Raw genomic sequence first — 18,792 nt, 5'->3', positions numbered from 1 at the left:
ATGACTAGCACCGCCCGTACCGTCCGCGCCGCCCGCGGCACCTCGCTGACCGCGAAGAACTGGCAGACCGAGGCCGCGCTGCGGATGTTCCACAACAACCTCGACCCCGAGGTCGCCGAACGGCCCGAGGACCTGGTCGTCTACGGCGGCACCGGCCGCGCCGCGCGCAACTGGGCGAGCTTCGACGCGATCACCCGCGAGCTGACCGCGCTGGAGCAGGACGAGACGCTGCTGGTCCAGTCCGGCAAGCCGGTCGGCGTGTTCCGCACGCACGAATGGGCGCCGCGGGTGCTGATCGCGAACTCGAACCTGGTGGGCGACTGGGCGACCTGGCCGGAGTTCCGCAGGCTCGAGCAGCAGGGCCTCACCATGTACGGGCAGATGACCGCCGGTTCGTGGATTTACATTGGCACGCAAGGCATCCTGCAGGGCACCTACGAGACGTTCGCCGCGGTCGCGAAGAAGCGGTTCGGCGGAACGCTGCGCGGCACGCTCACCGTCACCGCCGGGCTCGGCGGCATGGGCGGCGCGCAGCCGCTCGCGGTCACGATGAACGACGGCGTGGCGTTGTGCATCGAGGTCGACGCCCAGCGCGCGCACCGCCGCGTCGAGCACCGCTACCTCGACGAGGTGGCCGACGACCTGGACGACGCGATCCGGCGGGTCACCGCGGCGAAGAAGGAGCGGCGTCCGCTGTCGGTCGGCGTGGTCGGCAACGCCGCCGAGGTGCTGCCGGAGCTGCTGCGCCGCGACGTCGAGGTGGACATCGTCACCGACCAGACGTCCGCGCACGACCCGCTGTCCTACCTGCCCAAGGGCATCAGCGTGGACGACTGGCAGGACTACGCGGCCAAGAAGCCGGACGAGTTCACCGACCGGGCGCGCGAGTCGATGGCCGAGCACGTCGACGCGATGCTCGGGTTCCTCGACCGCGGCGCCGAGGTCTTCGACTACGGCAACTCCCTGCGCGGCGAGGCGAAACTCGGCGGCTGCGAGCGCGCGTTCGACTTCCCGGGCTTCGTGCCCGCCTACATCCGGCCGCTGTTCTGCGAGGGCAACGGGCCGTTCCGCTGGGCCGCGCTCTCCGGCGACCCGGAGGACATCGCCGCGACCGACCGCGCGATGCTCGAACTGTTCCCGGAGAACGAATCGCTGGCCCGCTGGATCAAGATGGCCGGCGAGCGCGTCGCCTTCCAGGGCCTGCCCGCCCGGATCTGCTGGCTCGGCTACGGCGAACGGCACCTGGCCGGTCTGCGCTTCAACGAGATGGTGGCCAGCGGCGAGCTGAAGGCCCCGGTCGTGATCGGCCGCGACCACCTCGACTCGGGCAGTGTCGCGTCGCCGTACCGCGAGACCGAGGGCATGGCCGACGGCTCCGACGCGATCGCCGACTGGCCGCTGCTCAACGCGCTGGTCAACACCTCGTCCGGGGCGAGCTGGGTGTCCATCCACCACGGCGGTGGGGTCGGCATGGGCCGGTCCATCCACGCCGGGCAGGTGAGCGTCGCGGACGGCACGCCGCTGGCGGCGCAGAAGCTGGAGCGGGTGCTCACGAACGACCCGGGCATGGGCGTCATCCGGCACGTCGACGCCGGATACGACCGCGCGGCCGAGGTCGCCGGCGAGCGTGGCGTGCGGGTGCCGATGCGGGAGCAGGCGTGACCGCATCCGGGCTGCTCGGCGAGATCGCCGACGTCGGGCGCGACGCCCGGCGCGGCGGTTACTCGCGGCACGCGTTCGATTCGCCGGAACACGACCTGCGCACGTGGTTCGTCGAACGGGCGCAGCAGTTGGGCCTCGACGTCGAGACCGATCGCAACGGCAACCTGTGGGCGTGGTGGGGCGCTCCTGGCGCGGACGCGGTCGTCACCGGCAGCCATCTGGACTCGGTGCCGGGTGGCGGCGCGTTCGACGGTCCGCTCGGCGTCGTGAGTGCGCTGGCGGCGGTGGAAACGTTGCAGGCCAAGGGTTTCCGCCCGGCCAAACCGTTCGCGGTGGTGGTCTTCGCCGAAGAGGAGGGCGGGCGCTTCGGCGTGCCGTGTCTCGGTTCGCGGCTGCTCACCGGGACGATCGACGCGGACCGGGCGCGGGCGCTGCGGGATCCGTCCGGCGTCACGTTCGCGGAGGCCGCGGCGAAGTCCGGGCTGGACGTGGACCGGGTCGGCGCGGATCCGGACCGGCTCGGGATGATCGGGCAGTTCCTGGAATTGCACGTCGAACAGGGCAGGGGGCTGACCGACCTCGGGTCGCCGGTGGCGGTCGGCAACACGGTGATCGCGCACGGCCGGTGGCGATTCTCCTTTGCCGGGCAGGGAAACCACGCGGGTGCGACGTTGCTCGCGGACCGGGTCGACCCGATGCTTCCCGCCGCCGAGACCGTGGTCGCGGTGCGGCGGCTGGCGCGGAAGACGTCGGACGCGCGGGCGACCGTGGGACGGCTGGTGCCCACGCCGGGCGGGACGAACGTGATCGCGTCCACTGTGGACATGTGGCTGGACGCACGCGTTCCGGGCACTGCGACGCCGGCGCTGGTCGAGGAGATCACTCAAGCGGCGCGGGCCGCTGCCGAGGCGGAAGGGTGCGAGCTGGCGGTCACGCGCGAGTCGTACTCCGACGATGTGGTGTTCGACGAGGCGCTGCGGCGGTCGCTGGGGGAGTGGCTGGGCAATCCGCCCGAGCTGCCCACCGGCGCCGGGCACGACGCGGCGATCCTGTCGGGATTCGTGCCGTCCGGGATGCTGTACGTTCGCAATCCGACCGGGATCAGCCACGCGCCCGAGGAATTCGCTGAGGCGGACGACGTCGAGGCCGGTGCGCGGGCGCTCGCCGAGGTGCTGGAGCGGCTCGCGAGATGACCACGTACTGGTGCGAACGGGCCTGGCTGCCCGACGGGGTCGCGGAAGCGGTCCGGATCGAGATCGCCGACGGCCGGATCGTTTCGGTGACCGCCAATGCGGAGAAGACCGGAACCATCCTTAACGGACTGACGCTCCCCGGGTTCGCCAACGGGCATTCGCACGCGTTCCACCGCGCGTTGCGGGGCCGGACGCACCACGAGCGGGGCACGTTCTGGACGTGGCGGGAGCGGATGTACTCGCTCGCCGCCCGGCTCGATCCGGATTCGTACTACCGGCTCGCCCGGGGTGTTTACGCCGAGATGGTGCTGGCGGGGTACACGAGCGTCGCCGAGTTCCACTATCTGCACCACGGTCCGGGCGGCAAGCCGTACGCGTCGCCCAACGCGATGGGCGACGCGTTGCGGCAGGCCGCGCGGGACGCCGGGATCCGGATGACCCTGCTCGACACCTGCTATCTCGCGGGCGGCATCGGCGTGCCGCCGGACGAGGTGCAGCAGCGGTTTTCGGACGGTTCCGCCGAGAAGTGGGCGGAACGCGTTGCGCTGCTGAAAGAAGACGACCTGTTCCGCGTTGGCGGGGCGATCCACTCGGTGCGTGCGGTGCCGGAGTACGAGCTGCCGAAGGTGGACAACGCGGTGCCGAAGGACCGGCCGTTGCACATCCACCTGTCCGAACAGCGTGCGGAGAACGAGCAGTGCGAGGCCGCGTATCGCTGGACGCCGACCGGGTTGCTGTGGGATTACGGCGTGCTCGGCGAACGGCTCACCGCGGTGCATGCGACGCATCTGACCGAGCAGGACATCAAGTGGCTGGGTGATTCCCGAAGCGGCGCGTGCTTCTGCCCGACCACCGAACGGGATCTCGGCGACGGCATCGGCCCGGCCCGGAGCCTGCTCGACGCGGGCGCGCGGCTCGGCATCGGGAGCGACAGCAACGCGGTGGTCGACGCGTTCGAGGAGACCCGGGCGCTGGAGCTGGACGATCGGCTCGCCAGCGAGGAGCGCGGCCGGTTCAGCGCGGAAGAGCTGCTCGCCGCTGGCACCGAGCACATCTCCGCGGGCTGGCCGGAGACCGGCACTCTCGCGGCTGGCGCCGGAGCGGACCTGGTCACGGTCGCAACGGACACGGTGCGCACGGCCGGGATCGAACCGTCTGGCGTGCTGTTCGCCGCCGCGGCCGCGGACGTCCGTACCGTGGTGGTGGCCGGGCGGGAAGTGGTGCGCGACGGTGCGCACGTGCTGATCGAACGACCGGAAACCTTACTGGCCAAGGAGATCGAGGCGCTGTGGCAGTTCTGATCACCGGAATCGGCGAGCTCACCACGAACGACCCGGAACTGGGCAAGCTCCGCGACGCCGCGCTGGTGCTCGACGGCGAGACCGTCGCGTGGGCGGGTCCGGCTGCGCAGGCGCCGGACGCCGACGAGCGCGTCGACGTCGAGGGCCGTGCCGTGCTGCCTGGGTGGGTCGACAGCCACACGCATCTCGTATTCGCGGGCGACCGCACCGCCGAGTTCGAGGCGCGGATGGCCGGACAGGCTTACGCGGCAGGCGGAATCGCGGTCACCGTCGATGCGACGCGGGCGGCTTCGGACGAGCAACTGGCGGCGAATCTGCGTCGACATGTCGAGGAAGCGGCTGCGCAGGGCACGACCTGCCTGGAGACGAAGACGGGATACGGCCTCACCGTCGCCGACGAGGCACGGTCGGCGCGGATCGCGGGCGAGGTCGCGGACGAGGTGACCTTCCTGGGAGCGCATCTCGTGCCGCCGGGCGCCGACGCGGAGTCCTATGTGGACTTGGTCTGCGGCGAGATGCTGGACGCGGTCGCGCCGCACGTGCGGTGGGCCGATGTGTTCTGCGAGACCGGCGCGTTCGACGAGGCGCAGTCGGCGCGCGTGCTCAAAGCGGCGGCGGAGCGCGGGCTTGGGCTGCGGGTGCACGGCAATCAGCTCGGCGAAGGGCCGGGCGTGCGGCTGGCGGTGGAGCTGGACGCGGCGAGTGTCGACCACTGCACGTATCTGAGCGATGCCGACGTCGAGGCGCTCGCGTCGTCCAACACGGTCGCGACGATCCTGCCCGCCTGCGATCTGTCCACCAGGCAAGCGCTGGCACCGGCGCGTCGGCTGCTCGACGCCGGCGCGACGGTCGCGTTGGCCAGCAACGCCAATCCCGGCAGCTCGTACACCACGTCGGTGGCGTTCTGCGTGACGACGGCCGTGCTTCAGCTGCGGATGACCGTCGACGAGGCGGTGTGGTCGGCGACCGCCGGCGGGGCGCGGGCACTTCGCCGCGACGACGTCGGCTATTTGCGCCCGGGTGCGCGGGCGGATGTGCACGTACTCGACGCGCCGTCCACTACGCATCTCGCTTATCGGCCCGGGGTCCCGTTGACCCACTCGGTGTGGCGGAAAGGGGCAAGGGTGCGTTAATTCGGTGGCGACGGCGTCCGCGGCTGCGCTAACGTGAAAGGGAACAGGACGCGCGAAAGACCATTGTCCGGTATGGGTTAGGCCGGACGACTCATTCGCTCTGTTTCCGAGCGCCCGGCTAAGGCGGGCCGAGCCCAGTGCGTCCCTCTCGAACCAGAACGTTGGTACGGAAGGGACTTCGCTGATGGCGAATAACGTGAACAACGCGGACAACACTGTGCTCGTGATCGGGGCCGGGCTCGGCGGGCTGTGCCTCGCGCAGGGCCTGCGCAAAGCCGGGATCCCGTGCGAGGTCTACGAACGCGATTCCGCGCTGGACGCGCGTCGGCAGGGTTATCGGCTGCACATCGATTCCCGCGGCGACCAGGCGTTGCGGGAAGTTCTGCCGCCGCACCTGCACGAGTTGTTCCTCGCTACCTCGGGCCAGCCACGCAACGCCACCACGATCTACGACAGCCAGCTGACGCCACGCACCGAGTTCGTGCTGGACGACGGCGAGGTCCAGCGCAACGTCAACCGGTTCACCCTGCGGCAGATTCTGTTCGAGGGCCTCGACAACGTCCATTTCGGCAAAGAGTTCGTGCGGTACGAGAAGCACGACAACGGCGTGATCGCGCACTTCGCCGACGGCACCCAGGCGCGCGGCGCGGTTCTCGTCGGCGCGGACGGGGTGAATTCGCCGGTGCGCCGCCAATATCTCCCGCACGCGCGGGTCGTCGACACCGGATTGCGCCAGCTGTACGCGAAGATCCCGCTCACCGAGGCGACCCGGGAACTGTTCGACCCGGAGATGTTCGCCGTGTTCAGCATCGTTTCCGGGCCGCACAAGCAGATGATCGGGTTCGCGCCGGTCGACTACCCGGAGCCGATCGCCGACGCCTGCGCGCGGCTCGCGCCGAACGTTCGGCTCAGCCCTGACGAGCCGTACATGACCTGCGCTTTCGGTGCGCGGCAGGAAGTCTTCGGGCGGACGGACGACGAACTCCGCGCGCTGTCCGCGGACGAGATGCAGAAGCTCGTGCTCGACCGGGTCGCGGACTGGAACCCGCGCGTGCGCCGGATGGTCGAAAGCTGGCTTCCGGACTCGCCGTTCCTCGTTTCGATCCGGACCAGCGTGCCGATCGGACCGTGGGAGCCGTCGCGGGTGTGCCTGGTCGGTGACGCGATCCACGCGATGAGCCCGGCCGCCGGGGCGGGTGCCAACACCGCGATGCGCGACGGTGCTGCGCTCGCTGCCGCGTTGAGCAGCGGCTCGGCGGATGCGATCGGGGAATACGAGGCGGAAATGCGCCGGTATGGCTTCGCCGCGGTCCGGGAATCCGCCGCGAACGGGGCGCAGCATCTGGGGCAGAACCCATTGCCGGAAATGTCTTCGGCGTCCTTTTCCTGACAGGGTGCGGGGGCAGAGTTCCTGCCCCCGCGCCCAGCCGCGCGCGCAGTCCGGAAGCTCAAGGGCGACGATGAAAAAGGACCAGCAGGTAAACGGCGGAAAACCGGCGGCATCGGCAAGATCTCGTTCATTCAGAGTTCAACTACTGGCCACTCGCTGAGGGATCTGGAGACCCCGCCCGCGTAGGTACCGTCACTCCCGCAGGACACTCCGGACTGGAGAGCGGGCATGGACTTTTCTCTCATCGTCCTGGTGGTGATCGTCGCGGCGCTGGCCTTCGACTTCACCAACGGGTTCCACGACACGGCCAACGCGATGGCCACCTCGATCGCCACCGGTGCGCTGAAGCCCCGGGTCGCGGTCGCGATCTCGGCGGTGCTGAATCTCGTCGGCGCGTTCCTTTCGATCGAGGTCGCGAAAACCATTTCCGGCGGGATCGTCGACGACACCAAAGTCACGCCGGTGGTGATTTTCGCCGGATTGGTCGGGGCCATCGTCTGGAATCTCGTGACGTGGCTGGTCGGGCTGCCGTCGAGTTCGTCGCACGCGTTGTTCGGCGGGCTGATCGGGGCGACCTGGATCGCGTCCGGCGCGGACGCCGTGCACTTCGCGAAGGTTGTCGAAAAGGTGCTGATCCCGGCGATCGCGTCGCCGGTGGTGGCGGGAATCGTCGCGATCGTCGGCACTTTCCTCGTTTACCGGATCACCGCCAAGGCCCGGCAGGACGTGGTCGGCAAGGGGTTCAAGACCGGTCAGGTGCTTTCGGCGAGCCTCGTGTCGCTCGCGCACGGCACCAACGACGCGCAGAAGACGATGGGCGTCATCACGCTCGCACTGATCGCGGGCGGTTCGCTCGCGCCGGGGTCGAACCCGCCAGTGTGGGTCATCCTCGCCTCCGGCGCGGCGATCGCGCTCGGCACCTACTTCGGAGGCTGGCGGATCATCCAGACGATGGGCAAGAAGCTCACCGAAATCCAGACGCCGCAAGGCTTTGCCGCCGAGACGAGTTCCGCGGCGGTCATCCTGGCCTCGTCGCACCTCGGCTTCGCGCTGTCGACCACGCACGTCACCTCGGGCGGCATCATCGGCTCCGGGCTGGGCCGGAAACTCGCCGAGGTCCGCTGGGGCGTCGCGGGCAAGATGGTGCTCGCCTGGGCGCTCACGCTGCCCGCCGCCGCGATCGTCGGGGCCGTCGCCGCCGCGGTTTCCACCCGGGGCAGCTGGGGAACCGTCCTCGTCGGCGGCGTCGGAGTGCTGCTCGCGCTGGGCATCTGGCTCGCGTCGCGGCGCAACCCGGTCACGCCGGCCACCGTCAACAACGAGCCGGAGGCCGCCGAGGCCGCTCCGGCCGCGGCCTGAGGGAGCACGACATGGCGATCAACTGGGGTGCCCTGGGCATCGTTTTCGTGGTGGCACTGGCCGCGGCGGTTGTGCTGACCGGGCTGTTCGCGTACGGGGTGCGCGGCCTCTCGGAGCGGGTGACGGCGCGGGCGCACGGTGGCAGTGGCACGGTTCAGCTGACCGGCGCGGTGGTGTGTTTCGCGGTTTGTGCCGCGGTGATCGGGTACGGGATCTATCTGATCGTGGCTTAGGCGAGCGCCGCTTCGGCGCGGGTTCGCAGTTCCTCCGGAAGTTCGCCGAGCAGCGGTCGTACCGTCGCTCGGCGGGCTTCGTTCAGATGGGCCAGCACATCCAGCGCCGGTGCCCACAGCGACTCGTCCGCCGCGGCGGTGCGTACCAGTGCGGGCAGGCGATCCTCGCCGACCAGGCTGAGTACGTGGTCGATCCGGCTCCGGTCGTCCAGGACGTACGCGGTGTGCAGGAGACCGGCGTCGTCCAGCAGGCCTACGCAGCGGCGGACCGTGTCGTCCGGCAGGTGGCCGACGAAGCGGCCCAGCGTGATCCAGTCTTCGCGGCGGGTCAGTTCCTCGGCGACCGCCACGACGGTCGTCACCGGGATCCGGGTGATGATCGAAGTGGCCCGCCGCGGGTCCAGTTCCGCCGCGACCGAGGCGAGGAACTTCGGCGACAGCCGTTTCGCGACGTCGACGCCGCGTGACACGTCGACCAGTCCGGCGATCCGCGCGCACAGCAGCGGGCCGAACACCTTCTCCGCGATTTTCGCGGTCACCCCGGCCGGCAGCAGCTTGCTCGCCAGCGCCATCCGCTCCAGCACGACGAGGTTCGCGTCGAACAGCGTGGTCGTCATCTGCTCGCGCAGCAGCCGGACCTCGCCCTGGTCGACGTCGGCGAGGTAGTCGAGCCGGGCGGGGTCGACGTCGAGCACCCGGGCGAGTTTGAGGATTTCCGGGTTCACAGGCCGACCGCTTTCCGCACCGCGCCGCGCAGCAGCGCGGGCACGTATTTCAGGCTTTCCTCACCCGCGCGGGCGAGCGCCTGCGCCTGCCGGTGCCGGGCGTCCCGCAAGGCCGCCGACAGATCCTGTTTGTGCTGCTCAGGCAGGGATTCGATGCCGTCCGGCAAGGGAGCGCCGAGCTGCTCGGCCAGGGTGCGTTCAGCCATGGTGACCCATCATGCCTCACGATCTCGACCTTGACTTTCGGCAGTGGTGACGAATCGGGCGGCCCTTGTAGCGTCAGCGGAATGAAGGAGGCGACGCGAGTCCGCTGGCGCGTGACGTTCGACGCGCTGCTCTGGGCCGCGTTGTGCGGGTTCGTCGTGCTCGACGGCCCGCTCGACCCGAACGTCTGGGAACTCGTCTACGGCCTGGTGTCGGTCACCCTGGCGATGGCCACCGCCCGCGTCTACCCGGCGTTCGCGCTGGCGGTGGCGATGGCGACGGCGCTCGTCATCGCGTTCGGCTGGGGCGGCCGGGTGGCGGTGTGGGAGTTCTTCCTGATCGTCGTGATCTCGTACCTGGCCGGGCTGCGGCTGGCCAGGGCACGCGTGGCGATGATCTGCTTCTTCGCCATCGCAGTGGCCGGGATCCCGCTGGCTTTCCTGCCGACGGCGGGCTTCGACGCGTGGGGCGCGGTGCTCGGCACGCTCGCGTTCGCCGGGGTCGCGCCGTGTCTGCTCGGCAGGCACGTGCGGCTGCGGCGCGAGCTCGCGCAGGACGGGTGGCGGCGCGCGGAGGAGATGGAGAGCAGGCACCGGCTGGTCGCGCAGGAGGCGCGGCTGCGGGAGCGGGCCCGGATCGCCAGCGACATGCACGATTCGCTCGGCCATGAGCTGAGCCTGATCGCGGTGCGCGCGGCGGCTCTGGAGGTTGACAGCGAGCTCGGCGAAGAGCAACGCGAGGCCGCCGGACAGCTTCGGGCGGGCGCGGCGACGGCGACGGAACGGCTGCGCGAGATCATCGGCGTGCTGCGCGAGGACGCCGCGCCGATCGAGCCGGTGCAGGGTGATCTGGGGGAGCTGATCGACCGCGCGCGGGCGTCCGGGATCGAGATCGGCGCGCGGATCGACAAGCTGGACGGCGCACCGCCGATGGTCGCGCGCGCGACCTACCGCGTGGTGCAGGAAGGGCTCACGAACGCGGCGAAGTACGCGCCCGGCGCGGCCGTCACGGTGGTCGTGACCAGCAACAATGAGTCCACCGACGTCCGGGTCCGGAATGCGCCGCCGCCAGCCGGACCGTTGCCCGGCCGGTCCGGGCAACGGGGGCTGATCGGCCTGCAGGAGCGGGTGCGGCTGGTCGGCGGGAGCCTGACCGCGGGCCCGGCGGACGGCGGGTTCGAGGTGGCGGCCCGTCTGCCGCACGATTCGGCACCCGCGCCGGAGCAGGACGACGGGATCGGACAGGCCGCGCGCGAGCTGGAACGCGCCCGTCGCGCCGTGCGGTCGAGCCTGGTGCAGGCGATCGTGGTGCCGCTGGCGCTGTTCGGAGTGGTCATCGGCGGGGCGGGCGTGACCTTCCTGGTTCAGTGGTCATCGTCGGAACTGCCGCCGGACTCGTACGCGCGGATCCAGATCGGCATGCCGCACTCGGCCGTCGAACCGCTGCTGCCCGCCCGCCAGCGCACGACGCTGCCGTCGATCAACGTGCCGCCCCAGCCTTACCGGAGCACCTGCGAGTACTACGGAGCAGGCCGGAGCTGGCTCAACTTCAACTATGCCGTCTATCGACTGTGCTTTGTGGACGATCGAGTGGCGAGCAAGGATCTTTACAGTGAGGACGAACCGTGATTCGCGTACTGCTGGCCGACGACGAAGCGATGATCCGCGCCGGCGTGGCCGCGATTCTGGCCTCGGACAAGGAAATCGAGGTGGTGGCCGAGGCCGCGGACGGACGTGCGGCGGTCGAACTGGCGCGTGCGAACCGGCCGGACGTCGCGCTGCTCGACATTCGCATGCCCGGGCTCGACGGGCTGGCCGCGGCGGAGGAAATCCGCAAACTGCTGCCGGACACCGGCGTTCTCATGCTGACGACGTTCGGGGAGGACGAGTACATCGAACGCGCGCTCGGCCTCGGCGCGAGCGGATTCCTGCTCAAGGCGGGCGATCCGCGCGAACTGCTCGCCGGGGTGCACGCGGTGGCCGACGGCGCGGCGTTCCTTTCGCCGAAGGTCGCGCACCGGGTGATCACGCGATTGTCCGGCAGCCGGTTCAGCAGGGCCGCGACCGCGCGCGAGCGGGTGAGCGTCTTGACGAACCGCGAGCGGGAGGTGCTGGTGCTGCTCGCCGAGGGACTGTCCAATGCGGACATCGCGGCGCGGATGTTCGTGGTGGAAGGCACGGTGAAGGCGCACGTGAGCACGATCCTGACCCGGTTGGACGTGCGGAACCGGGTGCAGGCCGCGATCACGGCGTTCGAGGCTGGACTGGTGTGAGCGTCGGCGGTTGCCAGCGGCTGATGCCGGCTCCGACGCGAGTGGTGACCGCTGCGGGCAGCAACCGGGTGAACGCCGCTCGCAGTGCGACCGCCGCCGGGTTGCGGAGGAGCGGACCGCTGGCGCCGGCCTGGATCGACGCCTTCGCGACCTTCTGCGTGCGCGGGCGGCGTTCCGCGTCATAACTACGGAGCGCTTCGTCCACTGTGGACTTATGGACGTGCGAGGCCAGCACTACCGCGTCCTCCAATGCCTGGCAGCCGCCCTGCCCGAGGAACGGCGGCATGGCGTGCGCGGCGTCCCCGAGCAGCGCGATGCGGCCGCGGGTGTAGCGGGGCAGCGGCGTCGCGAGGTGATGCGTGTCGTGCAGCAGGATTTCCGGCGTGGCGTCGATGAGCTGCGGAATCGGGTCGTGCCAGCGGGCGTACTTCGCGCTCAGGTACGCGCGGATGTCGTCGTGCCGGATCCCGGCCGGGCGAGCCTCGGAAACCCACCAGTAGACCTCGTCGTCCAGCAACGGCAGGACGCCGATTTCGATTCCCGCCGCCCACGTCGTGCTCAAACTGGGTTTCAGCGGCAGCTTGGCGATCCCGCGGAACGCCGCGCCACCGCTGTACTCCACGCGTGCGGCCGGGAAGAGCGACTGCCGGATCGGGCTGTTGATTCCGTCGGCCGCCACGACCAGGTCCGCCTCGACCGAGCCGGAATCGTGGTGCACCACGCCGTTCTGCTCGACGCTCGTCACCTCGACCCCGGTCTTGAGGCATTCGCCCGGCAGCGCCGACCGCAGCGTTTCGATCAGATTCGCCCGGTGGATCGCGCCCAGCGGCAGCCCGTGACTGCGGACGAAGAGGTCCGCGTCCCAACTCGCGAGCCGACGTCCGCGCCAGTCGACCAAGCCACCGCCGCGCTGCGCCGAGATCCGCGGCTCGACGCCCAGTTCGGCCAGTGCCCGCTGCGCGTTGGGCCACAACGAGATTCCCGCCCCGATGGCGGTCAGCTCCGGTGCCCGTTCGAGCACCGTGACCTCCCAGCCGACCCGGCGCAACCCGATCGCCGCGGCCAGTCCGCCGATGCCGCCCCCGACCACGACCGCGCGGTGCGTAGCCATGCCGACCTCCTCTACGTCTGTAGAGGACTCTACACCTGTAGTGTGCCGAGGGTGGAACGGACAGCTGTGATCGGCGACGCAGCCATCGAGGTCATCGCGGCCGAGGGCATGCGCGGGCTGACGCACCGCGCCGTCGATCGGGCAGCCGGGCTGCCCGCGGGTTCGACGTCGTACTACGCGCGCACCCGCGTCGCGTTGCTGGAGCTGGCCGCGGACCGGATGGTCGCGCTGGACCAGGCCGAAATCGTCCCGCCGGAAGGGAAACTCGCGGAGTTCCTGGGCGCGACGGTCCACCGCTCGATCACCGTCGGACGCACGAGAATGCTCGCGCGCTACGAATTCGCGCTCGAATCGACCCGGCGGCCGGAGCTGCGCGCTCGATACGACGCCGGCGGGCTGGAATTGCGCCGCCGGTGCGCGGAAGTGCTTGCCGCGGCCGGGTCTCCGACTCCCGAGGACCACACCCGCGTGCTCATCGGGTGGCTCGACGGATCGATCTTCGACGCGCTGGCAGGCACGGGCTCCGTCAACCCGCCGACCGAAGCCGAACTGGTTGCCGGCGCCCGTGCCGTGCTCGCCGGATTGGGGCTGCCGCACGCCTGATCAGGCGTCGCGGCGGTTCAGCAGCGCGGTTCCCGCGGCGATCCCGGCGGCCGCCCAGGCGAGGCAGACCAGCACGCCGACCCAAGGCCCGTAGGGCGGCAGGCTGCCCAGCAACGGGTTCGCGTCGCCAGGCGGCACCATCGCGTTCATGCCCGCGAAGGCCGGGAAGTAGTTCATCGCCGGAGGGAACACGTACGACGACATCAGCATCGGCAACGGCAGCAGCAGCACGATCACCACCACCAACGTGCCCGCCGCACTGCGCAGCACGAACGAAATCCCCAGGCACAGCACGCCGAGCAGCGCGAAATACGCACCCATGCCCAGCGCGGTGACCGCCCCTTGCGACAGCGACGTGGAACCCCCAGCCCCACGCATCAGCACCGAGGCGACCCCCATGCCCAGCGCGGCGACGACCACGCCGTAGACGAACAGCACCGGCACCAGCACCGCGGCCTTGGCGGCGGTGACCCTCGCCCGCACCGGAACCCATTGCAGCGTCGAGCGAATCGACCCGCTGGTGTACTCGCTGGTCACGAACAGCGTCGCGACCGCGAGCACGCAGAACTCGACCAGGCAGATCGCACCGCTGTTGACGATGCCGTGCGCGGTCTGCTGCCGTTCGCCGCCCGCGTGCTGGGAGATCCCGGTGACGACGGAATAGAACGCCATCAGCAGCACTCCGCCGATCAGCGACCACCACGTCGCCCGCACCGACCAGAACTTGGTCCACTCCGCCGAAATCGCCAGCTTCGTCATGCCGTAACCCCGTATTCCACCGATCCGGCGGTCAGTTCCATGTACGCCTGCTCGAGCGAAGCGGTCCGCTCGGCAAGTCCGTGCAACCGGACGCCCAGTTCGTAAGCCAGGTCCCCGATCTCGGCCGCGGACGCCTCGTCGACGAGCAGTTCGCTGTCCTCCCCGGGCAGCACCGACCGGCCGTTCCCCCGAAGCCAGTCCGCGAGTTTCGCGCGCTCCGCCGGATCCGGCACGAGGACCGCGACCGACCGGCTCGAGTTGCCCGCGATGAAGTCGCCGATCGCCGCGTCGGCGAGGATCGAGCCCTTGCCGATGACCAGCAGCCGGTCCGCGGTCAGCTGCATTTCGCTCATCAGATGGCTGGACACGAACACAGTGCGTCCTTCGGCGGCGAGCGAACGCATCAGCTGCCGCACCCAGCGGACGCCGTCCGGGTCGAGGCCGTTGACCGGCTCGTCGAACATCAGCACGCCGGGGTCGCCGAGCAGTGCGCCGGCGATGCCGAGCCGCTGGCTCATGCCGAGCGAGAACGTCCCGGAGCGCTTGCCCGCGACGTCGCTCAGCCCGACCGTCGCGAGCACTTCCTCGACGCGGCTCGCGGCGATCCCGTTGCTGTGCGCCATCGCGAGCAGGTGTTTGCCCGCACTGCGGCCGGGATGCATGGCTTTCGCATCCAGCAGCGCACCGACTTCCCGCAGCGGAAACCGTAGCTCTGCATACGGTTTGCCGCGGATCAGCGCGTCGCCGGAGTCCGGCCGGTCGAGCCCGACGGTCATCCGCATGGTGGTGGACTTGCCCGCGCCGTTCGGGCCGAGGAACCCGGTCACCGTGCCCGGCTCGATGACCGAGGTGAGGCCGTTGACCACTGTCTTCTGGCCGTAGCGCTTCGTCAATCCGCGAAACGTGATCATAGGGCGAAGTCTGCGCCCGCGCGGGGTGCGCGGACATCAGCCGACCGTCCCGGACCGACCCCGACTTTCGGCAGGGGGTCAGCGCGACCTGCGGGTGGTGTGCCGGGTCGGGGTGGCGGTCGCGGGGTCCTCCGGCCACGGGTGTTTCGGATAGCGGCCGCGAAGGTCCGCGCGGACGGCGGCGTATCCGGTGCGCCAGAAGGACTCGAGATCGGCGGTGACCGCGGCCGGGCGGCCGGCGGGCGAAAGCAGGTGCAGCACCACCGGGACGCGGCCGTCGGCGAGCGACGGCGTCTCGGTCCAGCCGAACGTCTCCTGCAGCTTCACCGCGAGCACCGGCTGGTCGCCGTGGTAGTCCACCCGGTAGTGCGAACCGGACGGGACTTCGAGCCGATCCGGCGCGAGTTCGTCGAGCCGCGCGGCTTCGGGCCAGGGGAGCAGGCCGCGCAAGGCAGTTCCGGCGTCGACGTTCGCCAGGTCGGCTCGGCGGCGGACTCTCGACAGGTCCAGCCAAGTGTCTACTTCGGACAGCAGCGCCTCGTCGTCCACTGAGGGCCACGGATCGCCGAGTACCCGGTGCAGGAAGGCGAGGCGTTCGCGGAGGCGGGTGCCGTCTTGGCTCCAGCGCAGCAAACCGAGGCCTTCGGTGCGGAGCCCGGTGACGACTGCGTCGTGGACTAGCTGCGGATCTGGGTTGCGTAGCGGCTTTTCCGACAGAACGATCGCACCCAGCCGACGGACGTGCCGGGCGACGACATCGCCGTCCCAATGCACTTCGTCCACTTCGGACACCAGGGTCGGCGCGGCTCGGGTCGCCAGTGCTTCGTCGGCGGTCGCGGCGAGGCGGATGGTGCCGTGCACGCGGCCCGGGTTGCGGGTGGCTTCGGCGACGGCCAGCCATTCGGCGTCGCCCAAGCCGCTGCCGCTGGGCAGTTCCGCCGCGGTGCCGCTGGCCATCAGATACACCGGGGCCGATCCCGCGCGCCGCCGCGCCAAGCGTTCCGGATGGGCGAGGGCGACGACCAACGCGACGTCCGGGTCTGCTTTGGCCGGGGAATTGACCAGTGCGGCCAACCGTTTCGCGTCCCGCTGCCATCGGCGGGCCGCGTCGTCGTGTGCGGAACGGAGCCGGCGCAGTTCGGCCTCGACATCGGTCAGCGTCGCTCCGGTATCGAGCAGCGCGACCACTTCCGCGGCGGCCCGGGCTCCGACTGTCTCGGCGCCGTCCAGCAACGCGCGCGCCAGCCGGGGATGCAGACCGAGGTCGGCCATCTTCTGTCCGCGCGGCGTGACAGCGCCTTCCGAGGTGGTCGCGCCGAGCGTGACGAGCAGGCTTCGCGCGGCGGCGAGCGCACCTTCGCCGGGCGGATCCCACCAAGCGAGGCCGGTTCCGTCCGGAGTGGACCAGCAGGCGAGTTCCAACGCGAACCGCGCCAGTTCGGCGGTACGGATCTCCGGCTCCGGATACGCGGGCAGCGTCGCTTGCTCGTGCTCCGGCCAGCAGCGGTACGCGCGGCCAGGCGCTTCGCGACTCGCACGACCAGCGCGTTGTTCCGCCACCGCTGCCGAAACCCGCACCGTGGCGAGCCCGGCGAGACCACGTCGATGGTCCACCCGCGGAACGCGCGCGAGACCCGAGTCCACGACCGCGCGGACGCCGGGAACGGTCAGACTCGACTCGGCGACGGCGGTCGCGAGAACTACCCGTCGCCGGTCGCGTGGCCGCAATGCTTCGTCTTGCCGGGCAGCGGAAAGCCGCCCGTGCAGCGGCAGCACGTCCGCGTCCAGCGAACTCAGCAACACTGACGTACGCGCGATTTCGCCGGCACCCGGGAGGAACGCGAGCACGTCGCCGTCTCCTTCGGAGAGGGCTTTCCGGACCTCCGAAGCGACTGCGGCTTCCGGGCGTTCCCCGCGCGCCGGAGCGCGGTAGCTCAGCTCGACCGGATACGTGCGCGCGTGCGCGGTGATCACCGGGGCGTCGCCGAGCAGTTCGGCCAGCCGTCCGGACGCGACCGTCGCCGAGGTCGCGAGCAGCCGCAGGTCGTCGCGCAATCCGGCGCGGACGTCGAGGAGCAGGGCGAGCAGCAGGTCAGCGTCGAGATGGCGTTCGTGGCATTCGTCCAGCAGGACCGTCGACACCCCGGCCAGCTCGGGATCGTGCTGCACCCGCCGCACCAGCAGCCCCGACGTGACCACCTCGATCCGCGTGCGCGACGACACCTTCCGGTCGCCGCGCACGGCGTACCCGACCGTCTCGCCGACCGGTTCGCCCAGCAGCGCGGCCATCCGCCCGGCCGCGGCCCGGGCAGCCAGCCGACGCGGTTCGGCGACCACGACGCGTCCTTCGCCCCGGTTCAGCGCGAGCGGCACGAGCGTGGTCTTGCCGGTGCCGGGCGGGGCGACGAGCACCGCGGCGCCGTGGTCGTCGAGCGCGCTCAGCACGGACGGCAGCACCGCGCGGACGGGCAGGTCCGGCAGCGAGGCTAGGTCGGTCACTGCTCGGTGATCTCCGGTGGATTCGGCAACGGGTAGTTCGACGGCCCGATGTTCGTCTCCAGCGACTTCCGCCAGGCCCCGGTCGACACCATCTTCCGGATGGCGTCGTCGACCGCGTGCTGGCCCTCGGTGTCGCCCTTGCGCAGGCCGATGCCGTACCGCTCAGTGGAGAACGGACGGCCGACCACCTTCAGCAGCTCCGGGTTCTGCGCGGCGTACCCGGCGAGGATCACCGCGTCCGTGGTGACCGCGTCGACCTGGTTCGCCAGCAGCGCGGTCACGCAGTCCGGATAACGCGGGTACTCGACCAGCTTCACCATCTGCGCGAACTTGTCCTTCACCGTCTGCGCGGGCGTCGAGCCGGTGACCGAGCAGAGCCGCTTGCCGTTGAGGCTTTCCGGACCGGTGATGTCCGGCGAGGTGAGCCGTACCAGCAGGTCCTGGCCGGTGACGAAGTACGGGCCGGCGAAGCCCACCTGCTGTTTCCGCTTGTCGGTGATCGAATAGGTGGCCACGACCAGGTCGACCGCGCCCGAGGTGAGGTCCGTTTCGCGGCGCGCCGGGGTGGTCTCGTGCCAGGTGATGTGGTCCGGTTCGACCCCCAGTTCGCGTGCGACGAAAGTAGCGACATCGACGTCGAAACCGGCGAGCCTCCCGTCGACGGTCCGCTGCGAAAGCCCGGGCGCGTCGAACCGGATTCCGATGGTCAGGTGGTTGCCGTCACGCGCCCGGGTGGGAAGCGGATCGTCCTTCGATACCTCCGACGACCCGCACGAGACGCAGCTGAACAGCAGAAACACGGCGGCGAGCGCTGCGCGTAACCGCATCGGTGCCTCCGCTTCGCCGGTTGGCTGCTCACATGGTTCTCAGGTCAGACGGCTAGCCTAAGCGCGTGCGCCGACTGCCCCAACCTGTACTCGACACCATCGGCACCCTCGCCCGGCTCGGGCTGGCTGCCGTGTGGCTCGTGTCCGGCGGCCTGAAGATCGCCGATCCGGGACAGACGTACATCGCCGTGCAGGCCTACGACGTGCTCCCGCACGCGCTGGTGCGCCCGGTCGCCACCGGGTTGCCGCTGCTGGAACTGGTGCTCGGGCTGCTGCTGCTCGCCGGGCTGGCCACGCGCTGGGTCGCGGGAGCGTCGCTGCTGTTGCTGGCCGTGCTCGTCGCGGGCATCGCGCAGTCGTGGGCGCGCGGGCTGAGCATCGACTGCGGCTGCTTCGGCGGCGGCGGGCGCGTGGACGCCGGGCAGACCGAATACCCGCAGGAGATCCTGCGCGACACCGGTTTCGCCCTGCTCGCGGTGTGGCTGCTCGTCCGGCCGCGCACGTGGCTTTCGGTCGACGGCTGGCTCGGCTGGGGCAAAGGCAGGAACGCCGGGAACTCGGGCGAGGCCTCGGACGACTACCCCAAGGGCATCGCGGAAGGGAATTAGGA

Annotated in this window: 18 protein-coding genes; 11 read left to right on the top strand and 7 right to left on the bottom strand. The window is 70.5% G+C overall.

Translation table 11 applies throughout. The features are described 5' to 3' along the window. The 7 genes from hutU (at position 1) to DMP23_RS27530 (ending at position 8,271) form a co-directional block, all read left to right on the top strand. Positions 1-1,662, top strand: coding sequence for a urocanate hydratase (gene hutU, locus DMP23_RS27560; protein WP_337822987.1), 1,662 nt, complete (start codon positions 1-3; stop codon positions 1,660-1,662). After that, positions 1,659-2,855, top strand: a complete 1,197-nt coding sequence (locus DMP23_RS27555) for an allantoate amidohydrolase (RefSeq protein WP_337822986.1) — start codon at positions 1,659-1,661, stop codon at positions 2,853-2,855. The genes hutU and DMP23_RS27555 overlap by 4 nt, the downstream gene beginning before the upstream one ends. Next, complete coding sequence (locus tag DMP23_RS27550; RefSeq protein ID WP_337822985.1) at positions 2,852-4,156, top strand: formimidoylglutamate deiminase; 1,305 nt, start codon at positions 2,852-2,854, stop codon at positions 4,154-4,156. Before DMP23_RS27555 ends, DMP23_RS27550 begins: the two co-directional genes overlap by 4 nt. After that, the gene (gene hutI, locus DMP23_RS27545; protein ID WP_037818308.1) at positions 4,144-5,289 is read left to right on the top strand and encodes an imidazolonepropionase; all 1,146 of its coding nucleotides are present in this window, start codon (positions 4,144-4,146) and stop codon (positions 5,287-5,289) included. The genes DMP23_RS27550 and hutI overlap by 13 nt, the downstream gene beginning before the upstream one ends. A gap of 184 nt (positions 5,290-5,473) precedes the next feature. Then, positions 5,474-6,679, top strand: coding sequence for an FAD-dependent oxidoreductase (locus tag DMP23_RS27540; RefSeq protein ID WP_337822984.1), 1,206 nt, complete (start codon positions 5,474-5,476; stop codon positions 6,677-6,679). A 228-nt stretch (positions 6,680-6,907) separates the two neighbouring features. After that, positions 6,908-8,038, top strand: coding sequence for an inorganic phosphate transporter (locus DMP23_RS27535; RefSeq protein ID WP_337822983.1), 1,131 nt, complete (start codon positions 6,908-6,910; stop codon positions 8,036-8,038). A gap of 11 nt (positions 8,039-8,049) precedes the next feature. Next, positions 8,050-8,271 carry a hypothetical protein gene (locus tag DMP23_RS27530; RefSeq protein WP_134663390.1) on the top strand — a complete coding sequence of 74 codons (222 nt, stop codon included), beginning with the start codon at positions 8,050-8,052 and terminating at the stop codon, positions 8,269-8,271. On the opposite strand, the gene DMP23_RS27525 is transcribed toward DMP23_RS27530, so the two are convergent. Both DMP23_RS27525 and DMP23_RS27520 read right to left on the bottom strand, forming a co-directional pair. Next, on the bottom strand, positions 8,268-8,996 hold the full coding sequence (locus tag DMP23_RS27525) for a hypothetical protein (protein ID WP_337822982.1): 729 nt from the start codon (positions 8,994-8,996) through the stop codon (positions 8,268-8,270). The two genes, DMP23_RS27530 and DMP23_RS27525, sit on opposite strands and share 4 nt — an antisense overlap. Continuing rightward, on the bottom strand, positions 8,993-9,202 hold the full coding sequence (locus DMP23_RS27520) for a hypothetical protein (RefSeq protein WP_037818312.1): 210 nt from the start codon (positions 9,200-9,202) through the stop codon (positions 8,993-8,995). The genes DMP23_RS27525 and DMP23_RS27520 overlap by 4 nt, the downstream gene beginning before the upstream one ends. 81 nt (positions 9,203-9,283) lie before the next feature. Here DMP23_RS27520 and DMP23_RS27515 point away from each other — a divergent pair, with 81 nt between their 5' ends. Beyond that, on the top strand, positions 9,284-10,828 hold the full coding sequence (locus DMP23_RS27515) for a sensor histidine kinase (protein WP_337822981.1): 1,545 nt from the start codon (positions 9,284-9,286) through the stop codon (positions 10,826-10,828). Continuing rightward, positions 10,825-11,472, top strand: coding sequence for a response regulator (locus DMP23_RS27510; RefSeq protein WP_037818314.1), 648 nt, complete (start codon positions 10,825-10,827; stop codon positions 11,470-11,472). The genes DMP23_RS27515 and DMP23_RS27510 overlap by 4 nt, the downstream gene beginning before the upstream one ends. On the opposite strand, the gene DMP23_RS27505 is transcribed toward DMP23_RS27510, so the two are convergent. After that, positions 11,444-12,583: an FAD-dependent monooxygenase gene (locus DMP23_RS27505; protein WP_337822980.1), complete on the bottom strand. Its 1,140-nt coding sequence runs from the start codon at positions 12,581-12,583 to the stop codon at positions 11,444-11,446. The genes DMP23_RS27510 and DMP23_RS27505 overlap by 29 nt on opposite strands. Positions 12,584-12,634: 51 nt before the next feature. Here DMP23_RS27505 and DMP23_RS27500 point away from each other — a divergent pair, with 51 nt between their 5' ends. Beyond that, positions 12,635-13,186 carry a TetR/AcrR family transcriptional regulator gene (locus tag DMP23_RS27500; RefSeq protein ID WP_134663386.1) on the top strand — a complete coding sequence of 184 codons (552 nt, stop codon included), beginning with the start codon at positions 12,635-12,637 and terminating at the stop codon, positions 13,184-13,186. Here DMP23_RS27500 and DMP23_RS27495 read toward each other — a convergent pair whose 3' ends face one another. The 4 genes from DMP23_RS27495 to DMP23_RS27480 all read right to left on the bottom strand — a co-directional run bounded on the left by DMP23_RS27495 (position 13,187) and on the right by DMP23_RS27480 (position 18,182). Then, on the bottom strand, positions 13,187-13,945 hold the full coding sequence (locus tag DMP23_RS27495) for an ABC transporter permease (protein WP_337822979.1): 759 nt from the start codon (positions 13,943-13,945) through the stop codon (positions 13,187-13,189). It lies immediately after the preceding gene. After that, positions 13,942-14,856: an ATP-binding cassette domain-containing protein gene (locus DMP23_RS27490; RefSeq protein WP_337822978.1), complete on the bottom strand. Its 915-nt coding sequence runs from the start codon at positions 14,854-14,856 to the stop codon at positions 13,942-13,944. Before DMP23_RS27490 ends, DMP23_RS27495 begins: the two co-directional genes overlap by 4 nt. Before the next feature lie 78 nt (positions 14,857-14,934). Then, positions 14,935-17,355: an ATP-dependent helicase HrpB gene (gene hrpB, locus DMP23_RS27485; protein WP_337822977.1), complete on the bottom strand. Its 2,421-nt coding sequence runs from the start codon at positions 17,353-17,355 to the stop codon at positions 14,935-14,937. Further along, positions 17,352-18,182, bottom strand: a complete 831-nt coding sequence (locus tag DMP23_RS27480; protein ID WP_337822976.1) for a glutamate ABC transporter substrate-binding protein — start codon at positions 18,180-18,182, stop codon at positions 17,352-17,354. Before DMP23_RS27480 ends, hrpB begins: the two co-directional genes overlap by 4 nt. A 98-nt stretch (positions 18,183-18,280) precedes the next feature. On the opposite strand from DMP23_RS27480, the gene DMP23_RS27475 reads away from it, so the two are divergent. Continuing rightward, positions 18,281-18,790, top strand: a complete 510-nt coding sequence (locus DMP23_RS27475) for a MauE/DoxX family redox-associated membrane protein (RefSeq protein ID WP_037818418.1) — start codon at positions 18,281-18,283, stop codon at positions 18,788-18,790. The last annotated feature ends 2 nt before the right edge of the window (positions 18,791-18,792 follow it).

Source organism: Amycolatopsis sp. A1MSW2902 (genome assembly GCF_017312175.1).
GTDB lineage: Bacteria > Actinomycetota > Actinomycetes > Mycobacteriales > Pseudonocardiaceae > Amycolatopsis > Amycolatopsis nivea.
Note: the sequence above shows the minus strand (reverse complement) of the source record. Positions and strands in the feature narration are given on the sequence as shown.